The organism is Bacillus sp. RCC_6_1, from assembly GCF_041360755.1.
GTDB classification, from domain to species: domain Bacteria; phylum Bacillota; class Bacilli; order Bacillales; family Bacillaceae_G; genus Bacillus_A; species Bacillus_A cereus.
Genome location: NZ_JBFUPV010000004.1, coordinates 300,102 through 325,458, shown reverse-complemented (window position 1 = coordinate 325,458; position 25,357 = coordinate 300,102). Strand labels below are relative to the sequence as shown.

Genomic DNA, 25,357 nt, shown 5'->3' with positions numbered 1-25,357 from the left:
ATCCAAAGGGCTTTTTGGTGATTTTATTTGTTCTTTAGAAAAATTACTTTTGTGGAACAGAAAGACCATAGAAGAACATCGTAACGATATCTTTTATATGTTTTTCCCGATCTCCTTCAAGAAGTTGTGCTCCAAATTCATCACCTAATTTTGTAAACATTTGAATGTAAAGTAACATCATTTCTTTAGTAAGGTGTGGATTAATTTCGTTTTTGCGCTGAGCTCGTTCTAATATTTCTAAATACCAGGGTAGGATTTTTTCATTTTGATAACTATAAATAAACTTACGGAGTTCTTCGTCCCTTTGCATCATTTGTAGTAACATATCAGGTTGAAATAATCCGCCAGTATTCATTTTTCTTACAATCATTTTTTGCATCATATCATGAAAAGGTAATTTTTCTTCTGCAAGCTCTTTATAATATTGAAATTCAGATATGATAAATTCTTGTATAAGCTCCCTAAATAACGCATCTTTACTTCCGAAATGATTATAAATTGTAACTTGAGAAACGTTTGCTTCTTTTGCGATATGTTCTATTTTCACTTCATTAAATCCACGTTCTGAAAATAATAAGAATGCTGCTTCTTTAATGGCACGCTTTTTCTTTTCTTTTACTCTTTCAAAGCCGTTCAATGCAATCACCTCACTTAAAATATACAAGAAAAAATAATGGAAAACAATAATTTTGAAATATGAACTAATAAATATTTCAAAAAGTTGTTGCGAATATGGAAGATGAGGAGTACAATAATTTTGAAATATCACATATTAAATATTTCAAAAAATGAGGTGGAATTATGATTTCAGTTCAAGATGTCACAAAACAGTTTTCGAATGGAAAAGGTTTGTTTCATATTACATTTGATGTAAAAGAGGGAGAAGTATTTGGTTATTTAGGACCGAATGGTGCCGGAAAATCAACGACGATTCGTAATTTAATGGGATTTATAAAACCGACAGCTGGTAAAGCGACAATTTTTGGATTAGATTGTTGGAATGAAGCAGCGAAAATTCAAAGGGAAGTTGGTTATCTACCGGGTGAAATTTCTTTTATTGAAGGAATGAACGGATTAGAGTTTTTAAAATTAATGCAAGGAATGCGTGGATTAAAGGATACAAAAAGACGAGATGAACTAATAGAGCGTCTGCAATTTGATGTGAAAACACAGATTCGCAAAATGTCTAAAGGAATGAAGCAAAAAGTAGGGATAGTTGCTGCATTTATGCACGATCCAGAGGTGTTAATTTTAGATGAGCCAACATCTGGACTTGATCCACTTATGCAGCAAGTGTTTATAGATTTAATATTAGAGGAAAAGCAAAGAGGAAAAACAATTCTTATGTCTTCGCATATTTTCACTGAAATTGAGAGAACTTGTGACAGAGTAGCTATTATTAAAGATGGTCGACTCGTAACGGTTGAAAATATTCACGATTTACAAAGTATGAGAAGACAGGTGATAGATGTAACAGTATCATCACAAGAAGAGATTGAGTCTCTTACAAAGTGTAATTTGCAATTTGAAGCGGTAAAAGGCAGAGAGGCATCTATCATTGTACAAGGAAACTATCAAACTGTTTTACAAACACTTTCAAACTACAATGTAACGGCACTTCAAACGAGAGCGATGGATTTAGAACATTTATTTATGCATTATTACGATAAGAAAGAAGGGATAACGCATGAATAAGCAATTATTTTTAGCTAGTTTGAAAGAAACACAAAAAAGTATTTTGAGTTATGCGTCTGGTGCAGCTTTATATCTGTGGTTATTAATTTGGATATTCCCGTCAATGGTATCAGCGAAAGGGCTAAATGAATTAATAGGTGCCATGCCTGATAGTGTGAAAAAAATCGTTGGTATGGAAAGTCCGATTCAAAACGTAATGGATTTTCTAGCGGGCGAATACTATAGTCTATTATTTATTATCATTTTAACAATTTTTTGCGTAACAGTTGCGACACATTTAATTGCTCGTCATGTAGATAAAGGAGCAATGGCATACTTGCTAGCAACGCCTGTATCTAGAGTACAAATCGCAATTACGCAAGCGGCTATTCTTATATTAGGACTACTGATTATTGTAGCGGTTACGTATGTAGCGGGTATAGTAGGTGCTGAATGGTTTTTAGAGGATAATAACTTAAATAAAGAATTATTTTTGAAGATAAATGTAGTCGGAGGGCTCATATTTTTAGTCGTTAGTGCCTATTCATTTTTCTTTTCTTGTATATGTAATGACGAAAGAAAAGCACTAAGTTATTCAGCGAGTTTAACTATCTTATTTTTCGTATTGGATATGGTAGGGAAGTTAAGTGATAAGTTAGAATGGATGAAAAACCTATCATTATTCACGCTGTTTCGTCCGAAAGAAATTGCTGAAGGATCATATAATATATGGCCGGTAAGTATAAGTTTAACTGCTGTAGCGCTTTGTATTTTTATCGTAGCGATTGTAGTATTTAGGAAGAGGGATTTACCGTTATAGAGTAGAAAGTCCACTGAGAAAGTGGGCTTTTTTTATTTGTAAATTTAAACTAGTATGTTTATTGCATCCTTATAAAGGATATTTATCTTTTTAATTAAAAAAACATTCAAAAAAGTGAACCTTTTTCTAGGTTCATACGTCTAATATATGTAAAGTTAAATTGGAAGTGATGAAGTGAGGATGAAACAGGAGGAGCGATTGTGAAAGTAATCCCTTTATATAAAATGATTATAAAAGAAGAAACGGATGTTTCTTTAGCGAAAAAAGGTGATCATGAAGCCTTTATAGCGCTTATACATACAGAAAAAGTGAAGATGTATCGAATAGCAAAGGCGATGTTACGTGATGAGACAAATATAGAGGATGCGATACAGACAACAATTTTAAAAGCCTATGAAAATATAAAAAAATTAAAAAAAGAAGAATTTTTTCAAACTTGGTTAATTCGAATACTAATAAATGAGTGTAACAATATTATTAGAGCGTATAAAAATGTAATTGTGACAGAGGAGAATGATTACAATATGAGTGCGTGTGATCAGTATGAAGATATAGATTTGTGTAATGCGATTCAATCGTTACATGAAGAATTAAGAGCTGTTACGGTGCTTTATTACTATGAAGACATGAATCAAGAGAGTATAGCAAAGCTGTTAGAAATACCGAAAGGAACAGTGAAATCAAGATTGTCACGCGCGAGGGAACAACTACAAAAACGATTAAAGATGGAATAGGGGGTGTAAAGGATGGATAATGAAAAATTATTTGATGAGAAATTAAAAAAGAGAATAAAAGATGAAAATGTTATAGTACCTCCAGAGTTAAATGAAAAAATTAATGGCACGCTACATAATCTTCAGGTAAAAAAGAAGAGTTACAAAATTCATATGATGATAATTAGTGCAGCGGTTTGTATACTTTCAGTGGTATCTATGTCTGAGTTTTCTATACAAAGTTTTGCGCAAAATGGTGGAGTATTTGAATATGTAAAGAAAAAAGCGTTTTCTGATTATGAAAATGAAGAAGAAATAAAATCGAATGTACATTATCCAGATAAAGAAAAGATTCATCAAAAAATGCTAGATTCTATTGATTATTTTAAAAATATTTCAGGACAATTTGAGGAATATTCTAGCTCATCAAGAATTGCTACAACATATAAGTATGCGATTGATACGGAGAAACAAAGAGGTATCTCTTCGAAAGAAGATAAACTAGCCAAAAAACGAACAATTATATATAACGAGGGCAAGAAAAAAGAGTTTGATGATGAGAAGTATACCTATAAAGAGACAAAATGGAACCCGAAAGAAAGAAACAATGAACTATTAAAATTAAATCCTACGGAAAGGTTAGTGAGAAAATCAGATGAGAAAAAGAGATATGATGATGAATATGTAGGGCTAGCTAAATATAGTATTCAATCAGAATTCGCAGATTTATTAATTCGATATAAAGATTGGAATTATAAAGAAACGAAATATCTTGGATTAGATTGTTACAAAATTGAAGGAGTTATAAACATAGAGATGCCTGTTAGCACATCTGAAGATTTAAGAGGGAAATTCGAAATGGTTGTGGAGAAAAATACAGGGATTATGTTGAAATTTCTTAGTTTTCAAGAAGGCTTGATTCAATATTCAGTTACGACTGAATGGATACAAATAGATAAGGGATTGAAAGAAAGTATGTTTCAAAAGGATAGCGCTAAATATGAAAAAATGAAAAACATATTGGATCAATAGAAACAGGAGGAGAGTAAATGGGGAATCATTCATCTTTAAGAGAAGAGAAAAATAAGCAAAAATATAAAAAGAAAAAGATAATAAGTTTACTACTGGCGGTATTACTATTTGGTGGAATTGGCTATGGAGCCTATGTATATATGAAAACTTCTAGTCTTGTACAAAAATCTAATTTGAATTTAGCACGAGGTGAAAAATCCAATTTACGTGAGAAATCTGTAAAGCCAATTGCAAATCATGTTTCACTTTTAATTATGGGAATTGATGAAAATCAAGAACGACAAAAGGAATATAATGGTGCATTTCATACAGATGCATTATTGTTAGCGACTTTTAATAAAGACGATAAAACAGTGAAATTAACAAGCATACCGCGTGATACATATACATATGTTCCAGTTGAAAAGAAAAAAGATAAAATAACCCATGCATATGGAAGTGGTTTCGTTAAAAATGGTAAAGATGGAGGACCGCAAGCTTCTGTGGAAGCGGTAGAAAAATTGTTACAGGTGCCTGTTGATTATTTTGTGAAATTTAATTTTGGTTCCTTTACTAAAATTGTTGATGGGTTAGATGGTATTGAAGTGGATGTCCCAGTTGAATTTACGGAGCAAAATAGTAAAGATGAACCTGATGCGATTCATTTGAAAAAAGGATTACAAAAATTAAATGGGGAAGAAGCACTTGCACTAGCAAGAACGCGCCATATTGATAGTGATGCAATGAGAGGACAGCGCCAACAACTTGTTATTGAAGCGATTTTAAGTAAATTAAAAAGTGTAGGATCGATTACGAAGTTAGAAAAAATAGTTGAGGCGGTTGATGGTGATTTTAAAACAAATTTAGTAATGGATGATATTTTATCTTTTTATAAATACGGTTTAAACGGTTCAGTTGAAAAAATACAATTAGCTGGTGATGATTTATACTTACCTAATGGCCCAAACGGGCAACGTGTATATTATTATAATCCTAATAAAAAAGATCTACAGAGTTTGAGTAATACTCTTAGAACACATCTAGGATTAAGTGAAAAGCAAATTGAGGAGAATTAAAGCAGACGAAATGTCTGCTTTTTTATTTTTGTAGAAAAGATGTTTTTAGATATATGCATTATTTATTAGCAATAATTAACAAGTATTCAAGTGGTAAATGAGATGAAAGTGATTAAAACAACAAATGTGTATGAATGCGAAATAAGGTTTGAACAACATATGGCATTTTTATGAATATTACTGTAAAAAAATAATTTTTTAAAAATTTTCAATAATAATACTTTACAAAAATTAAAAAATTAGTAGAATAAGAATTAGTAAGAATCGTCTGATAAATATATAGAGAAAAACAGAATTATCAGAAAATTCTTTAATAGCTATCGTTAAGAATTAGGGAGGGTACAAAATGAAAAAGAAACAAATGAAAAAACTAACAGCAGTTGTAGCACCGGTTTTAGCAATGAGCATGGCGTTAACAGCATGTTCTACATCAGGTGGAGATAAGAAAACAAGCACAAATTCTAGCTCTAGTGGAGATAGTAAGTCAGGGGAAAAATTAGCAGCAAAACAAGTGCTAAATCGAACAGTAACACAAGAGATTCCGACGATGGACTCTTCAAAATCAACTGATACAGTATCTTCACAAATGCTAGGTAATACGATGGAAGGGTTATATCGTCTTGATAAAGACAATAAGCCGATTCCAGCAGCAGCAGAATCTAGCACGAAAAGTGAAGATGGTAAAAAATATACGTTCAAACTACGCAAAGATGCAAAATGGTCAAATGGAGATCCAGTAACTGCGAAAGATTTCGTATACGCTTGGCAACGTCTATTAGATCCAAAAACAGCTGCTGAGTATGCATTTATCGCATTCCCGATTAAAAATGCAGAAGTAGTAAATAAAGGAGAAAAACCTGTAACTGAATTAGGAGTAAAAGCAGTAGATGATCTTACGCTTGAAGTTGAGTTAGAGCAAGCAGTACCGTACTTCTTAAACTTAGTAGCATTCCCATCATATTATCCATTAAACGAAAAGTTCGTTAAAGAAAAGGGCGAGAAGTTCGGTTTAGAGTCTGATACAACTGTCTATAACGGACCGTTCGTTCTTAAAGATTGGAAGCATGAACAAGGATGGCAATTAAAGAAAAATGATCAATATTGGGATAAAAAGACTGTGAAACTGGAAGAAGTTAACTTTAGTGTTGTTAAAGAGGCTGCGACTTTAGTCAATCTATATGATAGCGGTCAAGTTGACTTTGCTTTATTAAATGGAGAGTTCGTTGATAAATATAGAAGCAAGAAAGATGAATTTGGCACATATTCACAAGTAAGTACGTATTTCATTCGTATGAACCAAAAACGTGATGGACAAGACACGCCATTAAAGAGCAAAAAATTACGTGAAGCAATTGCGTTATCAATTGATAAAAAGAATTTAGCAAATGTAATTTTAAATGATGGATCAAAAGAAGCTGACTTCTTAGTGCCAAAAGGATTAGCAACCGGACCGGATGGTAAAGATTTCCAAGAGACGTTTAAAAACGGTTTGAAACCAAATGCTAAAAAAGCGGCTGCAGCTTGGGAAGAAGCGAAAAAAGAACTTGGAAAAGACCAAGTTACGATTGAATTCTTAAACTACGATACTGGTAATGCGAAAAAAGTTGGCGAATATATTAAAGATCAGATTGAGAAAAACTTAAAAGGTGTAACAGTTAATATTAAACTTCAACCATTTAAGCAAAAACTAAAATTAGAAACTGAACAACAATATGATATTTCGTATGGCGGATGGAATCCGGATTATGCAGATCCAATGACGTTCTTAGATATGTTTGAGACTGGACATTCTCATAACCAAATGAGCTTCTCTGACCCTAAATATGACGGCATGGTGAAAAAAGCTGGAACGGAATTAATGAGCGATGCGAAAAAACGTTGGGAAGAGTTAGGAAAAGCTGAAAAAACATTACTTGAAGAAGATGTAGCGATTGTACCTTTATATCAACGAGGAGATTCTTATGTTTTACAACCAAATGTAAAGGGAGTAGTAAAACATAATATCAGTCCAGAATTTAGCTTTAAGTGGGCATATGTGACTGAAAAATAATAGAGTTGAAAAAGCATTTAAAAGTGGCTTAGCTACTTTTAAATGCTTTTTTTGTGAGCTTAAAATACTAATTTTTAGTGTGGTTAAATAGAAGAGAATAAGGTGTATAGTATGTACATATAGTAGATGGGGGATAAATCATACTAAATTAAAAAAATCGGAATATTTAAAATTAAACTATTTACAAATACGAAAAAAAGAGTAGAATAACATTAGTTGTAATTTTCTGAAAAACGAATCTTTAGTAAGGGGTCTCTCAAGGATTGGTAATGTACATATAATTAGGGAGGGTATAAAAATGAAGAGAAAAAAGCTGAAAAAGTTAACGGCAGTTGTAGTACCAGTTTTAGCGATGAGTGTTGCATTGACAGCATGTTCTGGGTCAGGTGGGGAAAAGAAAACGACTACTACATCAAATAGTGGGGAAGAAAAAAAATCTGATATTAAATATGCAGCGAAACAAGTATTAAATCGTACGGAAAACCAAGAAATTCCGACGATGGATACTTCTAAATCTACTGATACATTAGGTTCGCAAATTTTAGGGAACACGATGGAAGGCCTATATCGCCTTGATAAAGATAATAAGCCAATTCCTGCTGCGGCAGAGTCTAGTACGAAAAGTGAAGATGGTAAAAAGTATACGTTTAAACTGCGAAAAGATGCAAAATGGTCAAATGGTGATCCTGTAACAGCGAAAGATTTCGTTTTTGCATGGAAGCGCTTACTTGATAAGAATACTGCGGCAGAATATGCATTTATTGCTTACTATATTAAAAATGCAGAAGCAATTAATAAAGGAGAAAAACCTGTAACTGAATTAGGGGCGAAGGCGGTAGATGATTACACGCTAGAAGTAGAATTAGAAAAACCGGTACCGTATTTCTTAAATTTATTAGCATTCCCATCATACTATCCATTAAATGAAAAATTCGTAAAAGAAAAAGGTGATAAGTACGGTTTAGAAGCAGATACAACTGTGTATAACGGACCGTTCGTTATGTCTTCATGGAAACATGAACAAGGTTGGCAGCTGAAGAAAAATGATAAGTACTGGGATAAAAAGACTGTGAAATTAGAAGAAATTAACTATAGTGTAGTAAAAGAGGTTGCAACGAAAGTAAACTTATATGATACAGGATCAATTGATTTTACATTACTATCAGGAGAGTTTGTAGATAAATATAAATCGAACAAAGAAGAATATGGTGAGTATGCGGAATCAAGTACATTCTTCTTACGTTTAAATCAAAAACGTAACGGACAAGATACGCCTTTAAAGAGCAAAAAACTTCGTGAAGCAATTGCATTATCAGTTGATAAAAAAGGATTGGCAAATGTAATTTTAAATAATGGTTCAAAAGCAACAGATCAATTGGTTCCAAAAGGACTTGCGACAGGGCCAGATGGTAAAGATTATCAAGATACATTTAAAAATGGTCTGAAATATAATCCGAAAAAAGGAGCAGCAGCGTGGGAAGAAGCGAAAAAAGAACTTGGAAAAGATCAAGTTACAATTGAATTGCTAAGCTATGATGATGGAACTGCGAAAAAGATTGCTGACTATGTAAAAGATCAAATTGAGAAAAATTTAAAAGGTGTAACGATTAATACGAAAATTCAGCCGTTCAAACAAAAATTAAAATTAGAAACTGCGCAAGATTATGAAATTTCTTATGCAGGTTGGAGTCCAGACTATGCGGACCCAATGACATTTATTGATATGTTTGAATCGAAGAGCCCGTACAACCAAATGAGTTATTCAAATCCAAAATACGATGAAATGGTAGGAAAAGCAGGTAATGAATTAATGAGTGATGCGAAAAAACGCTGGGAAACGTTAGGGAAAGCTGAAAAATTATTCCTTGAAGAAGATGCAGGGTTAGTTCCTTTATATCAAACAGGAAGATCGTATGTAATGAAACCGAATGTAAAAGGAATTGTGAAACATAACATCAGTCCAGAATATAGCTTTAAGTGGGCGTATGTAACTGAGGATGGCGGAAAAAAATAAAGTGAAAGCATTTCAAAAGTGGCTGAGCTGCTTTTGAAATGCTTTTTAGTATGTATAAGGGAATAAATCTCGTTAGCCTATTGAGAATCGGGTAGGTAATTAGGAAGGTTCTATCGGAGGGATTTAGAGAGGTCAGTAAGTAGTAAGACAGATGATAGTAAGAGACCTCATGCTAATAAGAAAAATATAGAACGTAGTAATAGAGTGGAATAAGGGGAGGGATGTTTACATATAGTAGACGGGGATAATTCATATAGTAGTTAAAACAACAAGTTACTATAATAAAAAAATAAATATTTAGAAAATTTACAAAAATACTTTACAAAATTTTAAAAAATAGTAGAATATTAATTAATAAGAATTTTCTGATAACGAAAGTTAGTAGAGAAATTCTAAATGTTAATATCGTACATATAATTGGGGAGGGTACAAAAAATGAAGAGAAAAAAGATGAAAAAATTGACAGCGGTCGTAGCACCAGTTTTAGTAATGAGTATGGCATTAACAGCTTGCTCTGGATCAGGAGATAAAGAGAAGGCAAGCACAACACCAAAAAGCGGTGAAAAAGAAGGCGGAAAGCTAGCGGCGAAGCAAGTGCTTAATTTAACAGAGTCTCAAGAGATTCCATCTATGGACTCTGCTAAAGCGACAGACCAAGTATCGTTTCTAGCTTTAAACAACGTAATGGAAGGTTTATATCGACTTGATAAAGATAATAAAGCAACACCAGGAGTTGCTGAATCATATAAAAAGAGTGATGATGGTAAAAAGTATACATTTACATTAAATAAAAATGCAAAATGGTCAAATGGAGACCCTGTAACAGCGAAGGATTTCGTGTTTGCTTGGAAACGTGCGGTAGATAAAAATACAGCAGCGGAATATGCATACATTATGTTTGATTTAAAGAACGCAAAAGCAATTAATGATGGGAAAGCACCACTTGATACGTTAGGTGTAAAAGCTGTAGATGATTACACATTAGAGGTAGAATTAGAAAATCCAGTTCCTTACTTTGTAGAATTAACTTCATTCGGAACATTCTATCCGTTAAATGAAAAATTCGTAAAAGAAAAAGGTGAAAAATTTGGTTTAGAAGCAGATACAACGTTATACAACGGACCATTTACATTAACAGACTGGAAACATGAAGAAGGATGGAAATTAAAGAAAAATGCACAATATTGGGATAATAAAACAGTTAAGTTAGATGAAATCAACTTTAACGTAGTAAAAGATAGCGGTACACGTGTAAACTTATATGAAAGCGGACAAATCGATCGTGCGGGACTTACATCTGAAATGGTTGACAAATATAAATCAAATCCAGACTTTTATACACAAAAAACACCATCAACGTTCTTCTTACGTTTAAACCAAAAACGTGGTGGGCAAGATACAGTATTAAAGAACAAAGATTTACGTTTAGCGATTGCAAAGGCATATGATAAAAAAGGCTTAACGAACGTTATTTTAAATGACGGATCTACACCAGCAGATTACTTAGTACCAAAAGAATTTGCTAAGAGTCCAGATGGAAAAGACTTCCGTAAAGAAAATGGAGATATTTTAAAAACAGATGTGAAAAAAGCAAAAGAGCATTGGGAAAAAGCGAAAAAAGAACTTGGAAAAGAGCAAGTAACGATTGAGCTATTAAACTACGATAGCGATAATGCGAAGAAAGTAGGAGAATTCTTAAAAGGAGAACTTGAGAAAAACTTACCAGGGTTAACAGTGAACTTGAAAAATCAACCGTTTAAACAAAAATTAAAATTAGAATCAGATTTAGATTATGATTTATCTTACGCTGGTTGGGGCCCTGACTACTTAGATCCAATGACATTCATTGATATGTTCGTTACAAATGGTCCTCATAACCAAACTGGATATTCAAATCCAAAATATGATGAAATTGTAGAAAAAGGTAAAGGCGAGCTATTAACGAAAACGAAAGAACGTTGGGATAGCTTACTAAAAGCTGAGAAAATATTACTTGATGATGCTGTAATTGCACCATTATATCAACGTGGTGATGCTATCGTTCAAAGACAGAAAGTAAAAGGTATTGTTCACCATCCGGTTGGTGGAGACTACAGCTATAAATGGGCATATATTACAGAGGATAAGTAAGATGAGGGGCGTACAATACGCCCTTTTTTCTATGCACTTTTCTTCCGTGCTCGAATATATAAAATAAAAAAGGGAGAATCCCATGAAACGAAACACATACATCGATTTCCTAGCTTATTACGGAATAGGAAGTGCTCATCCTGGTGGCTTTACGTTAACAAAACAATTGTTAGCACAACTGCCTTTTAAATATGGAGCGAATGTCCTTGAGATAGGTTGTGGTACGGGGAAAACAGCGGCGTATATGACAAGGGAATTTGGCTATAAAGTAACAACGGTTGAAAAGAATGAAATTATGATTCAAAAGGCAAAAGATAGATGGTTGTTTGAAGGGTTAGATATACAATTAATTGAAGGAAATGTAGAGCATTTACCGTGTTTGAATAACTCATTTGAGTTCGTACTTGGAGAATCAATCATCGCTTTTACAGACAAAGAAAGGGTTATCTCGGAGTGTTATCGTGTATTACAGCAGGACGGTAAGCTTGTTGTCATTGAAATGATTATTGATAGGCACATTGATAAGGGTGAGGAAGAAAAAATCGCCCAATTATATGGCATGAAAGAACTGTTAACTGAGAATGAGTGGGTACAATTATTTCAGAAAGCAAATTTTAAAAGAATTACAATTGCGGGTGGTGGCACGATTGCAGAAACAATCTCTGGCTATGTAGAAGAGCCAGAATGGAATGTATCCTCACATATTCCGAATGAGTTATATGAGGCGTGGGCACAGCATGAAAATGTACGGCTTATGTACCAACACATTTTAGGGCATCGTATTTTTATATGTGAAAAATAAAGAAAAAGAGTTGGCTAAAGGTAGCCAACTCTTTACTATGTTAAATGAAAAATAATGCAGCTAATGTAATTCCGAAGATGAAACCAAATCCGAGTTCAACACCCCAGCCACAACCGCCGCCTCCCCAGCCGCCGCAACCACAACTACTACAACCACGACCACCACATCCGCAGCTGCTGAATCCACCACCGCATCCGAATCCACAACTATCACACCTGCTAAGGCCTCCACAAAGGTCACAACCACCGTTTGCATAAGCGTCGTAGTATCCGAACCCTGAATCAAAAGATGAGCGCTGTTGCACCGGTTCGATCCATACAGAGTTTTGTGTCACATCGATTATTTTACCTAAATGTATACGGCCATCACGGTCTTCAATCCGAACAACTTTTCCGAAATAACGTTGGCATGTATCATAACATTTTTGTCTATGCATATTCTTTCCTCCTTCCGCATTACAGTAATACGATATGTAAGGGGGACAAGTGCGGCTTGTACGAATGCCCTATCTATCATAATTGTTATAGGAAAGGGGAAATATAAGAAGAGGATATATAAGGAGGAAAAGGCATGAAATCTACAGATCAGTTTCAGACATACGAAGTACCATGGGAAGATTTTATTGAAGCGTTACGAGAGGAAATGAAGAAGCAAGTAGGGACAGATATTATTGATACAGTAGTTTGCAATTTAGAAGATGGTTTTGAAGTGTATACATATGTGCAGGGGGATTTAGATTTTGAATATAAGGAAGCGCTTGAGAGAAAATACGGAAGTGATGCGAAGACACCTAATGTGTTAACGATAATGTTATTAGCTAGTATTTATAATACAAGTGAAGAGAATATACGCTTGCATGCGGATAATAAAGAGAATCCGATTGTTGAAGTGTATGTAAAGCAATGAAACACGCTGTGGAAGGCGTGTTTTTTATTTGTATGATAAAATGTTAGAAAATTGAGAAAGAAGGTGAAGGATTGGGAATTAAACATCTTAATTTAACAGTTACAGATGTAACAGCAGCTAGAGAGTTTTTAGAGAAGTATTTTGGTCTAACTTGTAGTGGAACAAGAGGGAATGCCTTTGCAGTTATGCGTGATAATGATGGATTTATACTAACTTTAATGAAAGGAAAAGAAGTTCAGTATCCAAGAACATTTCACGTAGGATTTCCACAAGAAAGTGAAGAACAAGTAGATAAGATAAATGAAAGATTGAAGGAAGATGGATTTTTGGTCGAGCCTCCTAAGCATGTCCATGCGTATACGTTTTACGTTGAAGCACCTGGTGGATTTACAATAGAAGTGATGTGTTAAGTCAAAAATCAAACTTTTTGTTATGTGTTTTTAAAATAAAAAGTAGGAAAAGTCTGTTTTAAGTGTGGAGCTTAAACAGGCTTTTTTACTTATAGTATCGGATAGAAAACGCTAGAAGGAATAATATTCAGTTCTTATAACTGTTTACATAATAAAATTATGCTGGGTTCGTTGTCCTAAAATACAAGTCATATATCTTGTTTCCTCTCATAAATTTAAACATAGGAATTTGTCTACAAAGGTGGCGAAGCCTCATCATGAAAATCCGAATTTGTGCCACGTTCATGTTGTTTCTATTTATATGTTTACCTTTATCAGCTTTTGCAAAAGGAGAGGAGGCAAAGGAAAGGGTCGTTTCACTTGTATATGACGATTCGGGCAGCATGAGAAATAACGATCGCTGGAAATATGCCAATTATGCTTTGCAAAGTTTAGTTGCGCTATTGGATGAAAAAGATAAATTTTCTTACGTTCCAATGAGTAAGCCGAATGAGCCATTAAACATTTCGTTAACGAAGGATAAAAGGCAAACAGAAATTGAGGGAATTGGAGCATGGAAAACGTATTTAAATACTCCATTTAGCGCGGTAGAAACGGCGATGCAATCTATAAAAAAGGAAGCAGATATAGATGGAAAACGTGAATTTTGGCTTATTGTATTAACTGACGGGGCATTTAATGATTTAGAGAAAGATAAGGTTGGCGGAAAAGAACAAATTTTGCAGAAATTAGCCCAGTTTAAGAAAGAAATGGATGCAAAAAAGATATCGTTACATCCAGTCTTAATTACGATGGAAGAAGATTTAGGACAACAAGAAAAAGAACAACTAAATACGTTCAAGGAAATATGGAAGAAAGAGATAAATGGTGTTACGATGCCGTCAAGCGGAGAAGATGGCATTGTAAAAAGTGTAAATCAAGTGGCAGCATTAGTTGCAAATCGTGATCCATTCTCCTCTGTTGAATCGATTGTAAAAACGAAAGTAGTGGGGAAAAGAGTAGAGATTACAACACCGTTTCCGTTAAAGCGTATGACGCTTGTACGACAATCGCCTTCTCTGCCCGATTATCAGGTCACACAAATTTCTAAACCATTACAATTACAATCTTCTTTTTCCATACATGCACCAGGAGAAGCAAAGTTGTTCGGAAATATAGTTCATATAAGTACGGAAAATGAGGAAGTTATTAAACCAGGAACTTATACGATAGAAGTGGACCGAGATATTGAGAAAGAAGGGTTACAAGTACTAGTCGAACCGGCACTTAATTATACTGTTTCTACTTATGATAAAGAGGATAAGGATAGAAAAAATGTTGAGGAAATGTATGAAGGTGTGACAGCTGTTATTGAAGCAAGGCCTACGGAGTTGCCAGTTCAGTCTTCTTACTTTCAGGCAGAAGTAGAAATAGACGGAAAACAATATGCAATGAAGTGGAACGATAAAAGGCATGTGTTTTATTACGAAACGAAGCTTGGTAAAGGGTTAGTACGCGGGAAAGTTCATATGAATATAAAGGGGTTTTATAGACAGACGAAAGAATTTAAAATTGAAACAGCTGAGAAACCGAAATTATCACTTCAAACTGTTACAAAAGATTATGAAGAAAAAGTGACAAATTTAGAGAATAGTAAACCGTTTATTATACAACCACAGTTAGATGGTAAGCCGATGACAGAAGAGGCTGTAAAGAAACTATTAAAATCTACTGGTGTCACATCTAAACAATCAATCAACTATGAAATAAAGCAACATGGAAATCAAATCTATGTTTATCCTCGTCCCTATTACTCCGACACATTTAATTTTACAGATACCGGCACCGTAGAAGCTACCATCGTAATGCAGGATTCAAAGTTACAAGAAGTAAAGAAAAACATAACATTCCATATTCAAGATGCTCCGTTTTATGAAAAATATGCGCTTATTTTTAAGTTTGTCATTCCTATCACTTTATTACTGTTAGTAGTAGGAATCATTGTTTTAGGATGGATTGTTCGGCCAAGATTTCACCGGAAAGCACTACTGTATTATGAATGGGATCAAGAGGTAGCGAAAGATTGGCTATATCAATCTGAACCAGAATTACTTCGAAATAAATGGTGGAACCATTATTTTGGGATCCCATTTAGAGCAGAAAGAAAAACTGTGCAATCCGTTACATTTATAGCGAAGAAAGGTTCGAAATCTGTCTTTGTAGCGAAAGAATCACAAGTAGTTGGAATGATTATTGATGGAATGTTTATAACAGAGGATGAAGTAGGAATGGAACATAAGACACTATATCCAAATGAACTTTTACTAATTGATAGAGGATATGGTAAGGAGATTTACAAGTACGAATGTGAATAGTAGGTAGGGATAAGAAGGGGATGGAGTATTCATTCTCTTTCCCTTTTTTCAAACAAGCAAGAATAGGAAGGTGGTTCACATGACATTACAAGTTCCAACAATATTAATTGGTTTAGGTGGAATCGGTAGTACTGTGACGCATCAAATATATGAAAAACTGCCTGAAGAGCGCCGAAAAAAGGTAGCAATGCACGTATTTGATACAGATGTGAATACATTAAGTAAATTTGATCATATTCGAAAGTTTAAGACACAAACAAGTTCTAGTAAAACGCCTAGGGAGTATATTGCAGGAGATCCAACGATCCCAGAGTGGTTTCCGATGGATCCGACTATACTTGATAAGCCATTAACAGAAGGAGCAGGACAGTTACGCGTTATTTCACGTTTAGCGTTACGTGCTGCGATGAAAGAAGATAAATTGACGTCTTTTTGGCAAGAAATCGAGAAAATTTTTCCGGTTACAAGTGATCAAACGGAATATGGTGTGCGTGTCATTATAGTAACATCACTAGCAGGCGGAACAGGTTCAGGGATGTTTCTGCAAATTGCATTATATTTACGTGAAATGCTTCGGAAGAAATTGCAGCATCATAACATTTTAATACGCGGTGCGTTTTTAATGCCGGATGTTTTAGTAAAGACGAGAACAGTTAGCGCGAAAGAATTTGAAACGGTGCAAGCAAATGGCTATGCATCGTTAAAAGAATTACATGCTATTACGCTCGGTTCTACTGGAGAATTATCAAAACGCGGCGGTGTAACAATTGAATTAGAGTATCGCCCTGATCAAGTAGATGAAGACGGAAGAACGAATCATACAATTAAACAACATCATTTACCGTACAATTATTGTTTCTTATACGATTATGAAAACCTACATGGACACCATTTACACAATTTATCAGATTATATGGAACAGATGGCAAATACAATTTATTTACAGTTATTTAGCCCGATGTCCACAAGTCATTTTGCACAAGAAGACAATCAAATTCAGCAATTAGCAGAATCAAGCGGAAAAGGACGATATTGCGGGGCAGGAACGGCAAAACTCATTTATCCGTATGAGCATGTGTTAAAATATTGTGCTTTAAAATGGGCTGTGCAAGGTTTAGATGAATCGTGGCTTCATTTAGATCAACTGTTTCAAGAGAAGAAGCAAAGATATGACCAAGATGTAAAACGTGGGATGCAGCGTGAAAAGCCGGAGAGAGGTAAAAGTTATTTAGAGGACTTGGAACATCTTGCTACCCGTCCAGAGCAAGCTCATATTTTCTATAGACAAATGTACAATGAAACACGTGAAGGAGCAGAGGGTGGTAAGCTCGGAGTTGCGAAATCAAAACTGTTTTTAGAAGCTGTAGAAAGTTATGTACAACGAACGGTGCAAAAAGATGAGGAATTAAATCGTCTGCAACATGAGTGTAAAATTTCAGCTGCGAAACTGAAAATGATGGAACAAATGAAAGGTGAAGTGGCAAGAGTGGATCATGCGGTTCGTTTATATGCGTATGCGATTCCGAGCCGTGTACATGAACATGTAACGACACTTTTATATGACATGATTGAATCAGACCGCTTTTCACCAAGTGGTTCTGAAGGGCAGTCCTATCAATTAAATACATGGTTTTTAAAGAAAACAGATCCAGTTCACCCAGTAGCAGCACGTTTTATGTTATATGAAATTCGAAAGCAGTTAGTGGAAAAAATGAATCGACTACATGAAAATAATGAACAAAAGCGAAATGTAATTCAAAACTACGATAAAAAATTTAATGTGGGTAATATCGATGGAACGGTAACGGCTGTACGCCGAGTAGAAATTGCTCAACAACAAGGCTGGTTTGGAAAAATGATTAATAATCAGCAACGTTTATTCAAAAGAGAATTTGAAGACATTATAACGCAATATGTACACAAATTAAATGAATATCGAAAAGAAATGCTATTAGAACTTGTATATCAATCGCTATATCAAGCAGTTAATAAAATGATTCAATATTGGGAAAGATTTTTTGATAATTTACATGAAACACGTGAAAATTTACTGTTTGAAATCCAAAAGCGCAGTAAGGAATTTGAAGGGAAAACAAACCCGACGAATGTATATGTATTAGCTGAGGAACAGCTGCAAGAAAAGATATGGCAAGATATGCAGCAACATTTAAATTTAGGTGTACTACCGAAAGATATATCAGCGGAAATTTATATGAGTTTGTACGGGGAATATTGTCGTGATGCGAAAACAGAAGAGATTCAGTCGAAAAAGGTAGAGGATTTCTACCGAGAACATATACTGAGCTATTGTTATGACGAACTGCAAGTACGCTATCGTGATAAATTAGAACTGAATATCATTGAAGCGTTGCGAAAAGAAGCAGATTATAAGAAACGTGATCGCGATGAATACGTTCGTGAAAAAATTGAAGACCTGTTCCATTTAGCGAGTCCATTCGTTCCGAAAGTTGCTCATCATAGGGAATTACAATATTGGGGTATACATCCTTCTTTAAAGAAAGAGCTGCAAGAGGAATTAATTCAAGAAATGTTTAAAGAAAAAGATACAGTACATGAAGCCTTTTCGCCATTTGAAGTAATCTGTTATCGAGCGCATTACGGCTTATCGCTGCAAGATTTTCCTAAATTATCATCAGGACATATTTCAAACGGATTTATGAATGATAAAGGTGACTATTTCCAATCGTATTATCGCCGTGTAAATAAATTAAATAGTAAAAAATCTAGTTTAACGCCGCATTTAGATAAGTATTGGCACTTACCAGCCTTTATGCCAGATTTAAACGCGACTCAAACAAAATTAGATTATGATAAATGTAATCGTGCATTACTATACGCATATATGTATCGCTGGATTAGTTTAGTTGCTGTTGATGGACAATTTGTGTATCAATATAACGGTGTAGGACGTAGCTTTTTAATTCAGTCGATGGGGAAAAATATTTCAAGCGAAAGTTATAAATTACACAGAGCATTGCTTCATAATCCGTTTATTTATGAAAACATCTTGTCACGATTTGAAGAAGAGCAAGAAAAGGCGATGATACAAGGTGGACATTTATATACACATCCGTTCGTATTAGGAGCCCAAGATGTAAGATGGCTTAGAAAAGAACATGTCCACAATCTTTTAGATATGATTTTAATGTATGACCGTGAAGCGAAGTATGATCCGACATTAGAAGAAACATCAGATGAATTATTAAGACTATTCCTCGATGAAATCGAGTTGTATTTCCAGAACTATTACGGTACAGGTGCCGATATGGTGGCAAAGAAAGAGAAAGAAATGTTTATTAAACAATTGTGGGATCGCTCGCATGCAAAAGGATATGTAGATCCAAATAGCGCTCCGTATAAAAAATGGCAAAATTTATTAAGTGTTCAAGATGAAGAAGAAACGCCAAAAACGAATGTATAATGAATGAAAAGGGAATCCTTAAAAGTGGCAATACAACTTTAGAAAAGAGGGATTCTGATGCCGTTTTTAGGAAGTGTATATCAAATATTTGGGTTATATCCGGAACTTTATTATGGGATGATTTCAGCAGAGTTGCAAGAGGAAGCTCAGAAGGAGCATCTTGAAAATAGTAGTGCAGAAGCTGAAGTGGAAGAATAAAAAAAAGTGCAGATGAAAATCTGCACTTTTTTGTTAGTATTAAAATGGTGACATAACCTCAAATAAATTATTATCTAAAAATAATAATTTATTTGAGGTTATTATGATTTTTATTGCATTGTATGTAATGAAAATTGTATGAAAATCAATGTAATAAAATGCATATGAATATTAAGGTGGAAAACAACAATGTTTTTGAGAAAATAATTATGTATAAAAATAACATTTGATACATAATCAGCCGATTATTTTTGAGTGATTTATTATTGACAATATAATTAATTGTATGATAAATTCAATCAGCATTCTTAATGGTTTTTTGGTATGGTTAATATTTTGAAAATTCAATACGGTATAAAGAGATTGATTTTTCTGTTTTTATTGAGACGGGTTACTAAGTCTATAGGGGAAGTGAACTATGTATATTTTTATTTTTAAAATAGAACAGTAATAAAGAATGTAACGAGTAAGAGATAAACTTGAAAAAGAGGTTTCAAAGAATGAGTCTTTTCATAAAGAAAGCAATGGATGAAGAAAAGAAAAAAGTATTGAATCAAACTTTAGGAGCGATTGATTTAACTCTTTTAGGTATTGGAGCAATTATTGGTACAGGTATTTTCGTATTAACTGGTATTGTAGCAGCGAAACATGCTGGTCCGGCGATTGTATTATCTTTTGTATTAGCGGCAATTATATGTGCATGTGTAGCTTTCTGTTATGCTGAATTTGCATCTACAGTTCCAGTTTCGGGAAGTGTATATTCATATACATATATGACACTAGGTGAGATTTTTGCATTTATAGTTGGCTGGTGTGTTATGCTGGAGTATTTATTAGCGACTTCTGCGGTTGCAGCAGGCTGGTCAGCATATTTTCAGTCATTACTACTAGGTTTTAATATTCACATTCCTACGGTTTTTGCTTCGGCACCAGGAATGGGGAAGGGTGGAATCATTGATTTACCAGCAGTTCTTATTATTTTAGTTGTTACATTTTTATTAAGCCGTGGTGCAAAAGAAAGTGCACGAATTAATAATATAATGGTTATTATTAAACTGGCTGTTATTGTAGGATTTATTGTTGTAGGGACACAATATGTAAGACCAGAGAATTGGCAACCATTTCTACCGTTTGGTTTTAACGGTGTGGTAGGGGGCGCTGCTACTGTATTTTTTGCTTTTTTAGGATTTGATGCAGTTGCAACAGCCGCAGAGGAAGTGAAGCGTCCACAACGTAACGTGCCAATTGGGCTACTTGTTTCCTTGTTCATTTGTACCGTTCTATATGTAGGTGTTTCATTCGTGCTAACTGGAATGGTTCCGTTTACGGAATTAAATGTTGCTGATCCGGTTGCATATGCGTTGCGCACTGTAGGAGAAGATAGAATTGCTGGGTTGTTATCGGTGGGAGCGATAGCAGGGCTAACAACAGTTCTGTTAGTAGCTATGTTTGCATTTGTTCGTGTATCTTACTCGATGAGTCGAGATGGACTGTTACCAAAAAGACTTTCAAGTGTCCATAAACGTTTACAAACTCCATTTTTTAATACGTGGGTTACAGGTATACTAGCAGCTTTATTAGCGGGATTAGTGGATTTGAATTTATTAGCTAATTTAGTGAATATGGGAACGATAACAGCATTTGTGTTTGTATCTATAGCTGTCATTGTATTAAGAAAGACACATCCTAATATGAAGAGGCCATTCCGTGCCCCTCTAGTACCTTTTTTACCTATCGTTTCAATAGTAAGTTGTATATATTTGGCATTGAACCTTTCTAAGCTTACTTTAATTAGTTTTGTGGCATGGATTATAATAGGGGTTTTCATATATTTTGTATATGCTAAAAAACATAGTAATGTTAGAAATAGAAATAAAGTATAGTCCATTGAAATAATACTTGTAATGGAAATGAAAACACGCTACTTATTCATATAAGAACAAGTAGCGTGTTTTTTCTATTTAATAATCCCATTTTCTAAAATTTTAATAGTTGGTGCCACTTTCACATTAGCTTTTGAAAAGGCACACGGCCAATCATCTTCGACTTGTTTCCATTCTTTATATTGAAACGCTCTCGCATAATCACCAAATCCGAATGGATCAAGTTGCTGTTTTTGAATGTTGTGGATTAAATCGTTCAAATCTTTGTTTAGTTGTTTTGTAATAAGAGAAGTTAATTTCTTTCTATCTTTGTCTATATCCATATTGAATGTAAGTTCAGAGACAGCAATTTTCAAATCCATTTTAACATGAAATTTGAAGTGGTTATCGCTATAATCTGTATGGATATCACAATCCATGCTAAGAACATTTATTGTTACGAAATCGCCGCCATCGGTATCTTTTAAATCACTATTACTTTCAACTGAAGTAGAAGGGATTTTCAATGTAAGCGAAACCGGTGTATTCGCTTTCTTTTGTAACAAAAGAAGAAGGGCGCTTTCATAACGATTTAATGACATTTTATAAATTCCGCGAGAAGTTAATAGCGCGGAACCAGTAACGATAACATCCTTTTTACCTTTTTTTATTTCTGAAATAGCAGGTGTTATACCTTTATTAAACGTTTGCCTGTGAAATTCATGGAATGTCGTAAAAACGGTCCGATTGTACAGTTTGTTCGTATTAATTAAATCTGTTAAATACTCGGGAAGGGCAGGCTTATCTTTAAAGTTATTATATATAACTGAAGAAATTGGACCGTCTACTGCAACCATGCGCATGTTTCCAGTGTTTTTAGGATCACGATACCAAACATCAAGGTAAGGCATAGCCCCTTCTTGTTTTAAAAAATTTGTGCTAAATAAAATGAGCTGTAACTTTTCTGTAGATACTAAACCGCCACTTGAACTATTAAACGTTGCTTTTGCTTCTCGAGGTGTACGTACTTTCGCTTCATGTGTTTCGTACTTTTTTTCTACGTCTTCATTAAAAATAGGATTTACGTGGTACACAATTAATTTTCCTTTTGCTTTTGCATCAAAGCCGTAAATTAATGAAATCGATTGTTTTTCTAAGTCGAGTCGATCTCCACAGCCTGTTAAAAAGGTTATGAGAAAGTAAAGTATAGTGAAATGAATAAAGCGCCTCATTTAAACTCTTCTCCTTTTCCAATGCTGATAAAGTGTCATGTATAAGAGAAATACGACCGGGAATAGAAAAACGATAAAATAACTTGCAGTTCCCCAAAATTCTCGCAACGCACTTATTTGGTAAGAGGAAGGGATATAAAAGAATAAGATGAAGATACACCCGAATAATAAACCATAAATAGGTAATGAACTCCTTTTTTTGTTAAGTAATTGATTGATTCCATCTGAAGCAGTAAAAATATAAGGAATGCAAGAATCAAAAATAATAAAGAGATAAAATGACAAAAAGATAATTTCAAATCGCTCAAGAAATGAGAAGTGAAATGGTGTAACAAGAGAAAGAGTCGGCCATAAAAACTTAGTTATACCATCTGGGCTAAAATAAAGGAAAGAAACGAACGTCACTTGCAGGTAAACGAATAAAGTAATCAAATTCGCAAGAACAATCCCTTTTTTTGCAGATGATTTATTACTGAGGTAAGGATAAAGGACGAATGCAAACTCAAATCCGAGAAAGGCAATAATAGTTGATTTTACTGTGTTGAAAACTGGTATCCATCCCTCTTTAAGGAGAGGAAGAAGATAAATCCAATGCCCATCTTTAAGTGGGATAAATAATAGTAATGGCATCCAGAGTGTAAATAAGACAGTAAAAACAGCATAGCGGCTAATAATAAGAACACCTTTACATGCGAGCATTACCATTGGAATAGATAATAGCATCATGATTAAAAACATTGGAGATCTAGGCAAAATCCAAATGTGAATAACGTATAAGAGGGAAAAAATTAAAGAAACCGCTGCAAGAACAGCATATAAAATCCAAAAAATCATTCCTACTCTTCCTAACCATTTTCCAAGATAACGAGTTAGCACATCAAGTAAATGGTAACCAGGATGCTTCTCCATGATTTTTACAATACATAGACTGACTAAAGTAGTGATAGCGCATCCTATAATAATAGACATCCAGCCATCTGTATTCGCCCCTTGGGCCACTTCACGTGGCAGTGTAAGTACACCGAATCCTACTTGAACACCACTAATCGTTAAAATGTATTGAAATAAACTAATCTCCCTCTTTACACGCTTTGTCACTTATCTTCCTCCTTTTCTTCTATATCCGGTTGTCGATTTTCTTGTTTTAAGTTAAGGGATAGTGGTCGTTTCTTCATTAGTTTCCATGGCAAACGCACAAGAACGTCTTTTAAATCCGTAGCAAATGATGGAGAAAAAGGACTACCGTAAGGAACACCAAGTGATTCCATAGAAAGAATATGGATGATGATAACTGACATTCCAACCATAATTCCAATGACTCCGAATAAAGAAGCGATTATCATCATTGGAAAGCGAAGAATCCGAACTCCTGCTGACATTTCCAGATTGGGAATGATAAAAGAAGCGACTGCGGTAATAGATACGACGATAACCATAACATTACTTACGATTCCTGCTTGAACTGCAGCTTGTCCAATAACAATCCCTCCTACGACGCCAATTGTTTGTCCGACGGGACCGGGAAGTCGAACTGCAGCTTCGCGTAGCATTTCAAGTACTAATTCCATCAAAAGTGCTTCTAATATAGGCGGAAAAGGAATTTTGGCTCGAGATTCTCCAATTGTTAACAATAATTTAAGTGGAATTACTTCATAATGAAAGGAAATCATAGCAATATAAAGAGCAGGAGCAAATATTGCAATAAATAGTCCAGTGAAACGAAGGAGTCGTATAAAAGATGGAATCATAGGTCTGAAGCTGTAATCATCTATCGTCTGAAAAAAGGATGAAAAGGTCATAGGTCCTATTAATACGCCTGGTGAGCGATCTACAATAACGGCAATTCGCCCATCTAGAATATGATGTGCTGTTGTGTCAGGACGTTCAGTTATTGATAATTGCGGAAAGAGAGTAAAGGAATTATCTTCAACAAATCCTTCTAATTCACCAGTAGTAAGAATCGCATCAACTTTTACTGACTCGATACGGGATGCCATTTCTTTTACGACATTTTCGTTCGCAACATCTGCTAGATAAAGCAAAAAAACCTTTGAAGTAGCTCGTTCACCAACAGTGAATTCCTTCACTTTCAATTCGCGATTTGGAATATATCGACGAATAAGTGCAAGGCTGTCGCTCGCTACCTCATTAAATCCTTCGTGTGAGCTTTTTATGGAGCTCTCTGTTGTAGGTTCTTCAATGCTCCTTTTTGGTGCCGCTTGCGTATCAAGCTCTAAAGCGGATAGTTGCCCGTTTATAAATAAAATACTTTTGCCGTGTAAAAGAGATTGTTCAATGTCTGTCCACTGTTGAACTTTTTTAATATTTCCGATAGAAACAGAGGCTTCCCAAAAATCGTCTTCATTCCACTCTTTAAATAAGAGAGGACGAAGAATGTTTACGTTAATAACAGTTTTGTCTACAAGTCCTTCCATATATATAAGTGCAGCTTCCTGTCCGTTTTTTAATGGAAAAGTGCGTGTTATTAATTCTGGAATACCGCTAAACAGTTTGGACAAGTGCTTTAAATTAAGGGAAAGGGAAGAAGAGATAGATTTATTTAATGTGTGATTAGCTTGCTCTTGGGTAGAAAAAGATTTTTCACCACGAATCCATTTATTAAAAGACCCCATTTGTTCGCTTACTCCTTGTTATGTTTTATA

Annotated in this window: 20 protein-coding genes; 15 read left to right on the top strand and 5 right to left on the bottom strand. The window is 34.5% G+C overall.

Going from position 1 to position 25,357, the window contains the following annotated elements:
• Positions 1-43: 43 nt before the first annotated feature.
• Positions 44-646: a TetR/AcrR family transcriptional regulator gene (locus AB6801_RS15900; protein ID WP_002005560.1), complete on the bottom strand. Its 603-nt coding sequence runs from the start codon at positions 644-646 to the stop codon at positions 44-46.
• 155 nt (positions 647-801) lie between these two features.
• Between AB6801_RS15900 and AB6801_RS15895 the strand changes: the two genes are divergently transcribed.
• From AB6801_RS15895 to AB6801_RS15855, 9 genes are all read left to right on the top strand, one after another.
• Positions 802-1,695 (top strand): ABC transporter ATP-binding protein, encoded by an 894-nt coding sequence (locus AB6801_RS15895; RefSeq protein ID WP_000626570.1) that lies wholly within the window; start codon positions 802-804, stop codon positions 1,693-1,695.
• Positions 1,688-2,494: an ABC transporter permease subunit gene (locus AB6801_RS15890; RefSeq protein ID WP_087967720.1), complete on the top strand. Its 807-nt coding sequence runs from the start codon at positions 1,688-1,690 to the stop codon at positions 2,492-2,494. Before AB6801_RS15895 ends, AB6801_RS15890 begins: the two co-directional genes overlap by 8 nt.
• A gap of 200 nt (positions 2,495-2,694) precedes the next feature.
• On the top strand, positions 2,695-3,228 hold the full coding sequence (locus AB6801_RS15885) for an RNA polymerase sigma factor (protein WP_000864723.1): 534 nt from the start codon (positions 2,695-2,697) through the stop codon (positions 3,226-3,228).
• Between the two features lie 12 nt (positions 3,229-3,240).
• Positions 3,241-4,239: a hypothetical protein gene (locus AB6801_RS15880; protein ID WP_000368246.1), complete on the top strand. Its 999-nt coding sequence runs from the start codon at positions 3,241-3,243 to the stop codon at positions 4,237-4,239.
• A 17-nt stretch (positions 4,240-4,256) separates the two neighbouring features.
• Positions 4,257-5,294, top strand: a complete 1,038-nt coding sequence (locus AB6801_RS15875; protein WP_000526726.1) for an LCP family protein — start codon at positions 4,257-4,259, stop codon at positions 5,292-5,294.
• A gap of 346 nt (positions 5,295-5,640) precedes the next feature.
• Positions 5,641-7,344: a peptide ABC transporter substrate-binding protein gene (locus AB6801_RS15870; RefSeq protein WP_000730165.1), complete on the top strand. Its 1,704-nt coding sequence runs from the start codon at positions 5,641-5,643 to the stop codon at positions 7,342-7,344.
• Positions 7,345-7,642: 298 nt separating this feature from the next.
• Positions 7,643-9,358 (top strand): peptide ABC transporter substrate-binding protein, encoded by a 1,716-nt coding sequence (locus AB6801_RS15865; protein WP_000823429.1) that lies wholly within the window; start codon positions 7,643-7,645, stop codon positions 9,356-9,358.
• 435 nt (positions 9,359-9,793) lie between these two features.
• The gene (locus tag AB6801_RS15860) at positions 9,794-11,488 is read left to right on the top strand and encodes a peptide ABC transporter substrate-binding protein (protein ID WP_000823443.1); all 1,695 of its coding nucleotides are present in this window, start codon (positions 9,794-9,796) and stop codon (positions 11,486-11,488) included.
• 82 nt (positions 11,489-11,570) lie between these two features.
• Entirely contained in the window at positions 11,571-12,290 is a 720-nt protein-coding gene (locus tag AB6801_RS15855; RefSeq protein ID WP_000828247.1) for a class I SAM-dependent methyltransferase, read from the top strand.
• Between the two features lie 40 nt (positions 12,291-12,330).
• On the opposite strand, the gene AB6801_RS15850 is transcribed toward AB6801_RS15855, so the two are convergent.
• A complete protein-coding gene (locus tag AB6801_RS15850) occupies positions 12,331-12,726 on the bottom strand; it encodes a hypothetical protein (protein WP_000554977.1) in 396 nt (131 codons plus the stop codon).
• 134 nt (positions 12,727-12,860) lie between these two features.
• Here AB6801_RS15850 and AB6801_RS15845 point away from each other — a divergent pair, with 134 nt between their 5' ends.
• From AB6801_RS15845 to AB6801_RS15820, 6 genes are all read left to right on the top strand, one after another.
• The gene (locus AB6801_RS15845; RefSeq protein WP_000842888.1) at positions 12,861-13,196 is read left to right on the top strand and encodes a hypothetical protein; all 336 of its coding nucleotides are present in this window, start codon (positions 12,861-12,863) and stop codon (positions 13,194-13,196) included.
• Positions 13,197-13,267: 71 nt separating this feature from the next.
• Entirely contained in the window at positions 13,268-13,606 is a 339-nt protein-coding gene (locus tag AB6801_RS15840) for a VOC family protein (RefSeq protein ID WP_000511523.1), read from the top strand.
• 257 nt (positions 13,607-13,863) lie between these two features.
• Positions 13,864-15,960, top strand: a complete 2,097-nt coding sequence (locus AB6801_RS15835; protein ID WP_000702076.1) for a vWA domain-containing protein — start codon at positions 13,864-13,866, stop codon at positions 15,958-15,960.
• 79 nt (positions 15,961-16,039) lie between these two features.
• Positions 16,040-19,402 (top strand): tubulin-like doman-containing protein, encoded by a 3,363-nt coding sequence (locus AB6801_RS15830; RefSeq protein WP_000175107.1) that lies wholly within the window; start codon positions 16,040-16,042, stop codon positions 19,400-19,402.
• Between the two features lie 57 nt (positions 19,403-19,459).
• Entirely contained in the window at positions 19,460-19,600 is a 141-nt protein-coding gene (locus tag AB6801_RS15825) for a hypothetical protein (protein ID WP_001116193.1), read from the top strand.
• A 500-nt stretch (positions 19,601-20,100) separates the two neighbouring features.
• Positions 20,101-21,483, top strand: a complete 1,383-nt coding sequence (locus AB6801_RS15820) for an APC family permease (RefSeq protein WP_100240304.1) — start codon at positions 20,101-20,103, stop codon at positions 21,481-21,483.
• Between the two features lie 74 nt (positions 21,484-21,557).
• Here AB6801_RS15820 and gerSC read toward each other — a convergent pair whose 3' ends face one another.
• The 3 genes from gerSC to AB6801_RS15805 are packed head-to-tail and all read right to left on the bottom strand — an operon-like array spanning position 21,558 to position 25,327.
• Positions 21,558-22,694, bottom strand: a complete 1,137-nt coding sequence (gene gerSC / locus AB6801_RS15815; RefSeq protein ID WP_087875638.1) for a spore germination protein GerSC — start codon at positions 22,692-22,694, stop codon at positions 21,558-21,560.
• Positions 22,695-23,792 carry an endospore germination permease gene (locus tag AB6801_RS15810; RefSeq protein ID WP_000167069.1) on the bottom strand — a complete coding sequence of 366 codons (1,098 nt, stop codon included), beginning with the start codon at positions 23,790-23,792 and terminating at the stop codon, positions 22,695-22,697.
• Positions 23,789-25,327 (bottom strand): spore germination protein, encoded by a 1,539-nt coding sequence (locus AB6801_RS15805; RefSeq protein ID WP_087875637.1) that lies wholly within the window; start codon positions 25,325-25,327, stop codon positions 23,789-23,791. The genes AB6801_RS15810 and AB6801_RS15805 overlap by 4 nt, the downstream gene beginning before the upstream one ends.
• Positions 25,328-25,357 lie beyond the last annotated feature (30 nt).

Excerpts from the sequence above, each read along its gene's own strand:
- AB6801_RS15895 (WP_000626570.1), top strand. The coding sequence starts at position 802 with ATGATTTCAGTTCAAGATGTCACAAAACAGTTTTCGAATGGAAAAGGT.
- AB6801_RS15890 (WP_087967720.1), top strand. The coding sequence starts at position 1,688 with ATGAATAAGCAATTATTTTTAGCTAGTTTGAAAGAAACACAAAAAAGT.
- AB6801_RS15880 (WP_000368246.1), top strand. The coding sequence starts at position 3,241 with ATGGATAATGAAAAATTATTTGATGAGAAATTAAAAAAGAGAATAAAA.
- AB6801_RS15875 (WP_000526726.1), top strand. The coding sequence starts at position 4,257 with ATGGGGAATCATTCATCTTTAAGAGAAGAGAAAAATAAGCAAAAATAT.
- AB6801_RS15870 (WP_000730165.1), top strand. The coding sequence starts at position 5,641 with ATGAAAAAGAAACAAATGAAAAAACTAACAGCAGTTGTAGCACCGGTT.
- AB6801_RS15865 (WP_000823429.1), top strand. The coding sequence starts at position 7,643 with ATGAAGAGAAAAAAGCTGAAAAAGTTAACGGCAGTTGTAGTACCAGTT.
- AB6801_RS15860 (WP_000823443.1), top strand. The coding sequence starts at position 9,794 with ATGAAGAGAAAAAAGATGAAAAAATTGACAGCGGTCGTAGCACCAGTT.
- AB6801_RS15855 (WP_000828247.1), top strand. The coding sequence starts at position 11,571 with ATGAAACGAAACACATACATCGATTTCCTAGCTTATTACGGAATAGGA.
- AB6801_RS15850 (WP_000554977.1), bottom strand. The coding sequence starts at position 12,726 with ATGCATAGACAAAAATGTTATGATACATGCCAACGTTATTTCGGAAAA.
- AB6801_RS15845 (WP_000842888.1), top strand. The coding sequence starts at position 12,861 with ATGAAATCTACAGATCAGTTTCAGACATACGAAGTACCATGGGAAGAT.
- AB6801_RS15835 (WP_000702076.1), top strand. The coding sequence starts at position 13,864 with ATGAAAATCCGAATTTGTGCCACGTTCATGTTGTTTCTATTTATATGT.
- AB6801_RS15830 (WP_000175107.1), top strand. The coding sequence starts at position 16,040 with ATGACATTACAAGTTCCAACAATATTAATTGGTTTAGGTGGAATCGGT.
- AB6801_RS15825 (WP_001116193.1), top strand. The coding sequence starts at position 19,460 with ATGCCGTTTTTAGGAAGTGTATATCAAATATTTGGGTTATATCCGGAA.
- AB6801_RS15820 (WP_100240304.1), top strand. The coding sequence starts at position 20,101 with ATGAGTCTTTTCATAAAGAAAGCAATGGATGAAGAAAAGAAAAAAGTA.
- gerSC (WP_087875638.1), bottom strand. The coding sequence starts at position 22,694 with ATGAGGCGCTTTATTCATTTCACTATACTTTACTTTCTCATAACCTTT.
- AB6801_RS15805 (WP_087875637.1), bottom strand. The coding sequence starts at position 25,327 with ATGGGGTCTTTTAATAAATGGATTCGTGGTGAAAAATCTTTTTCTACC.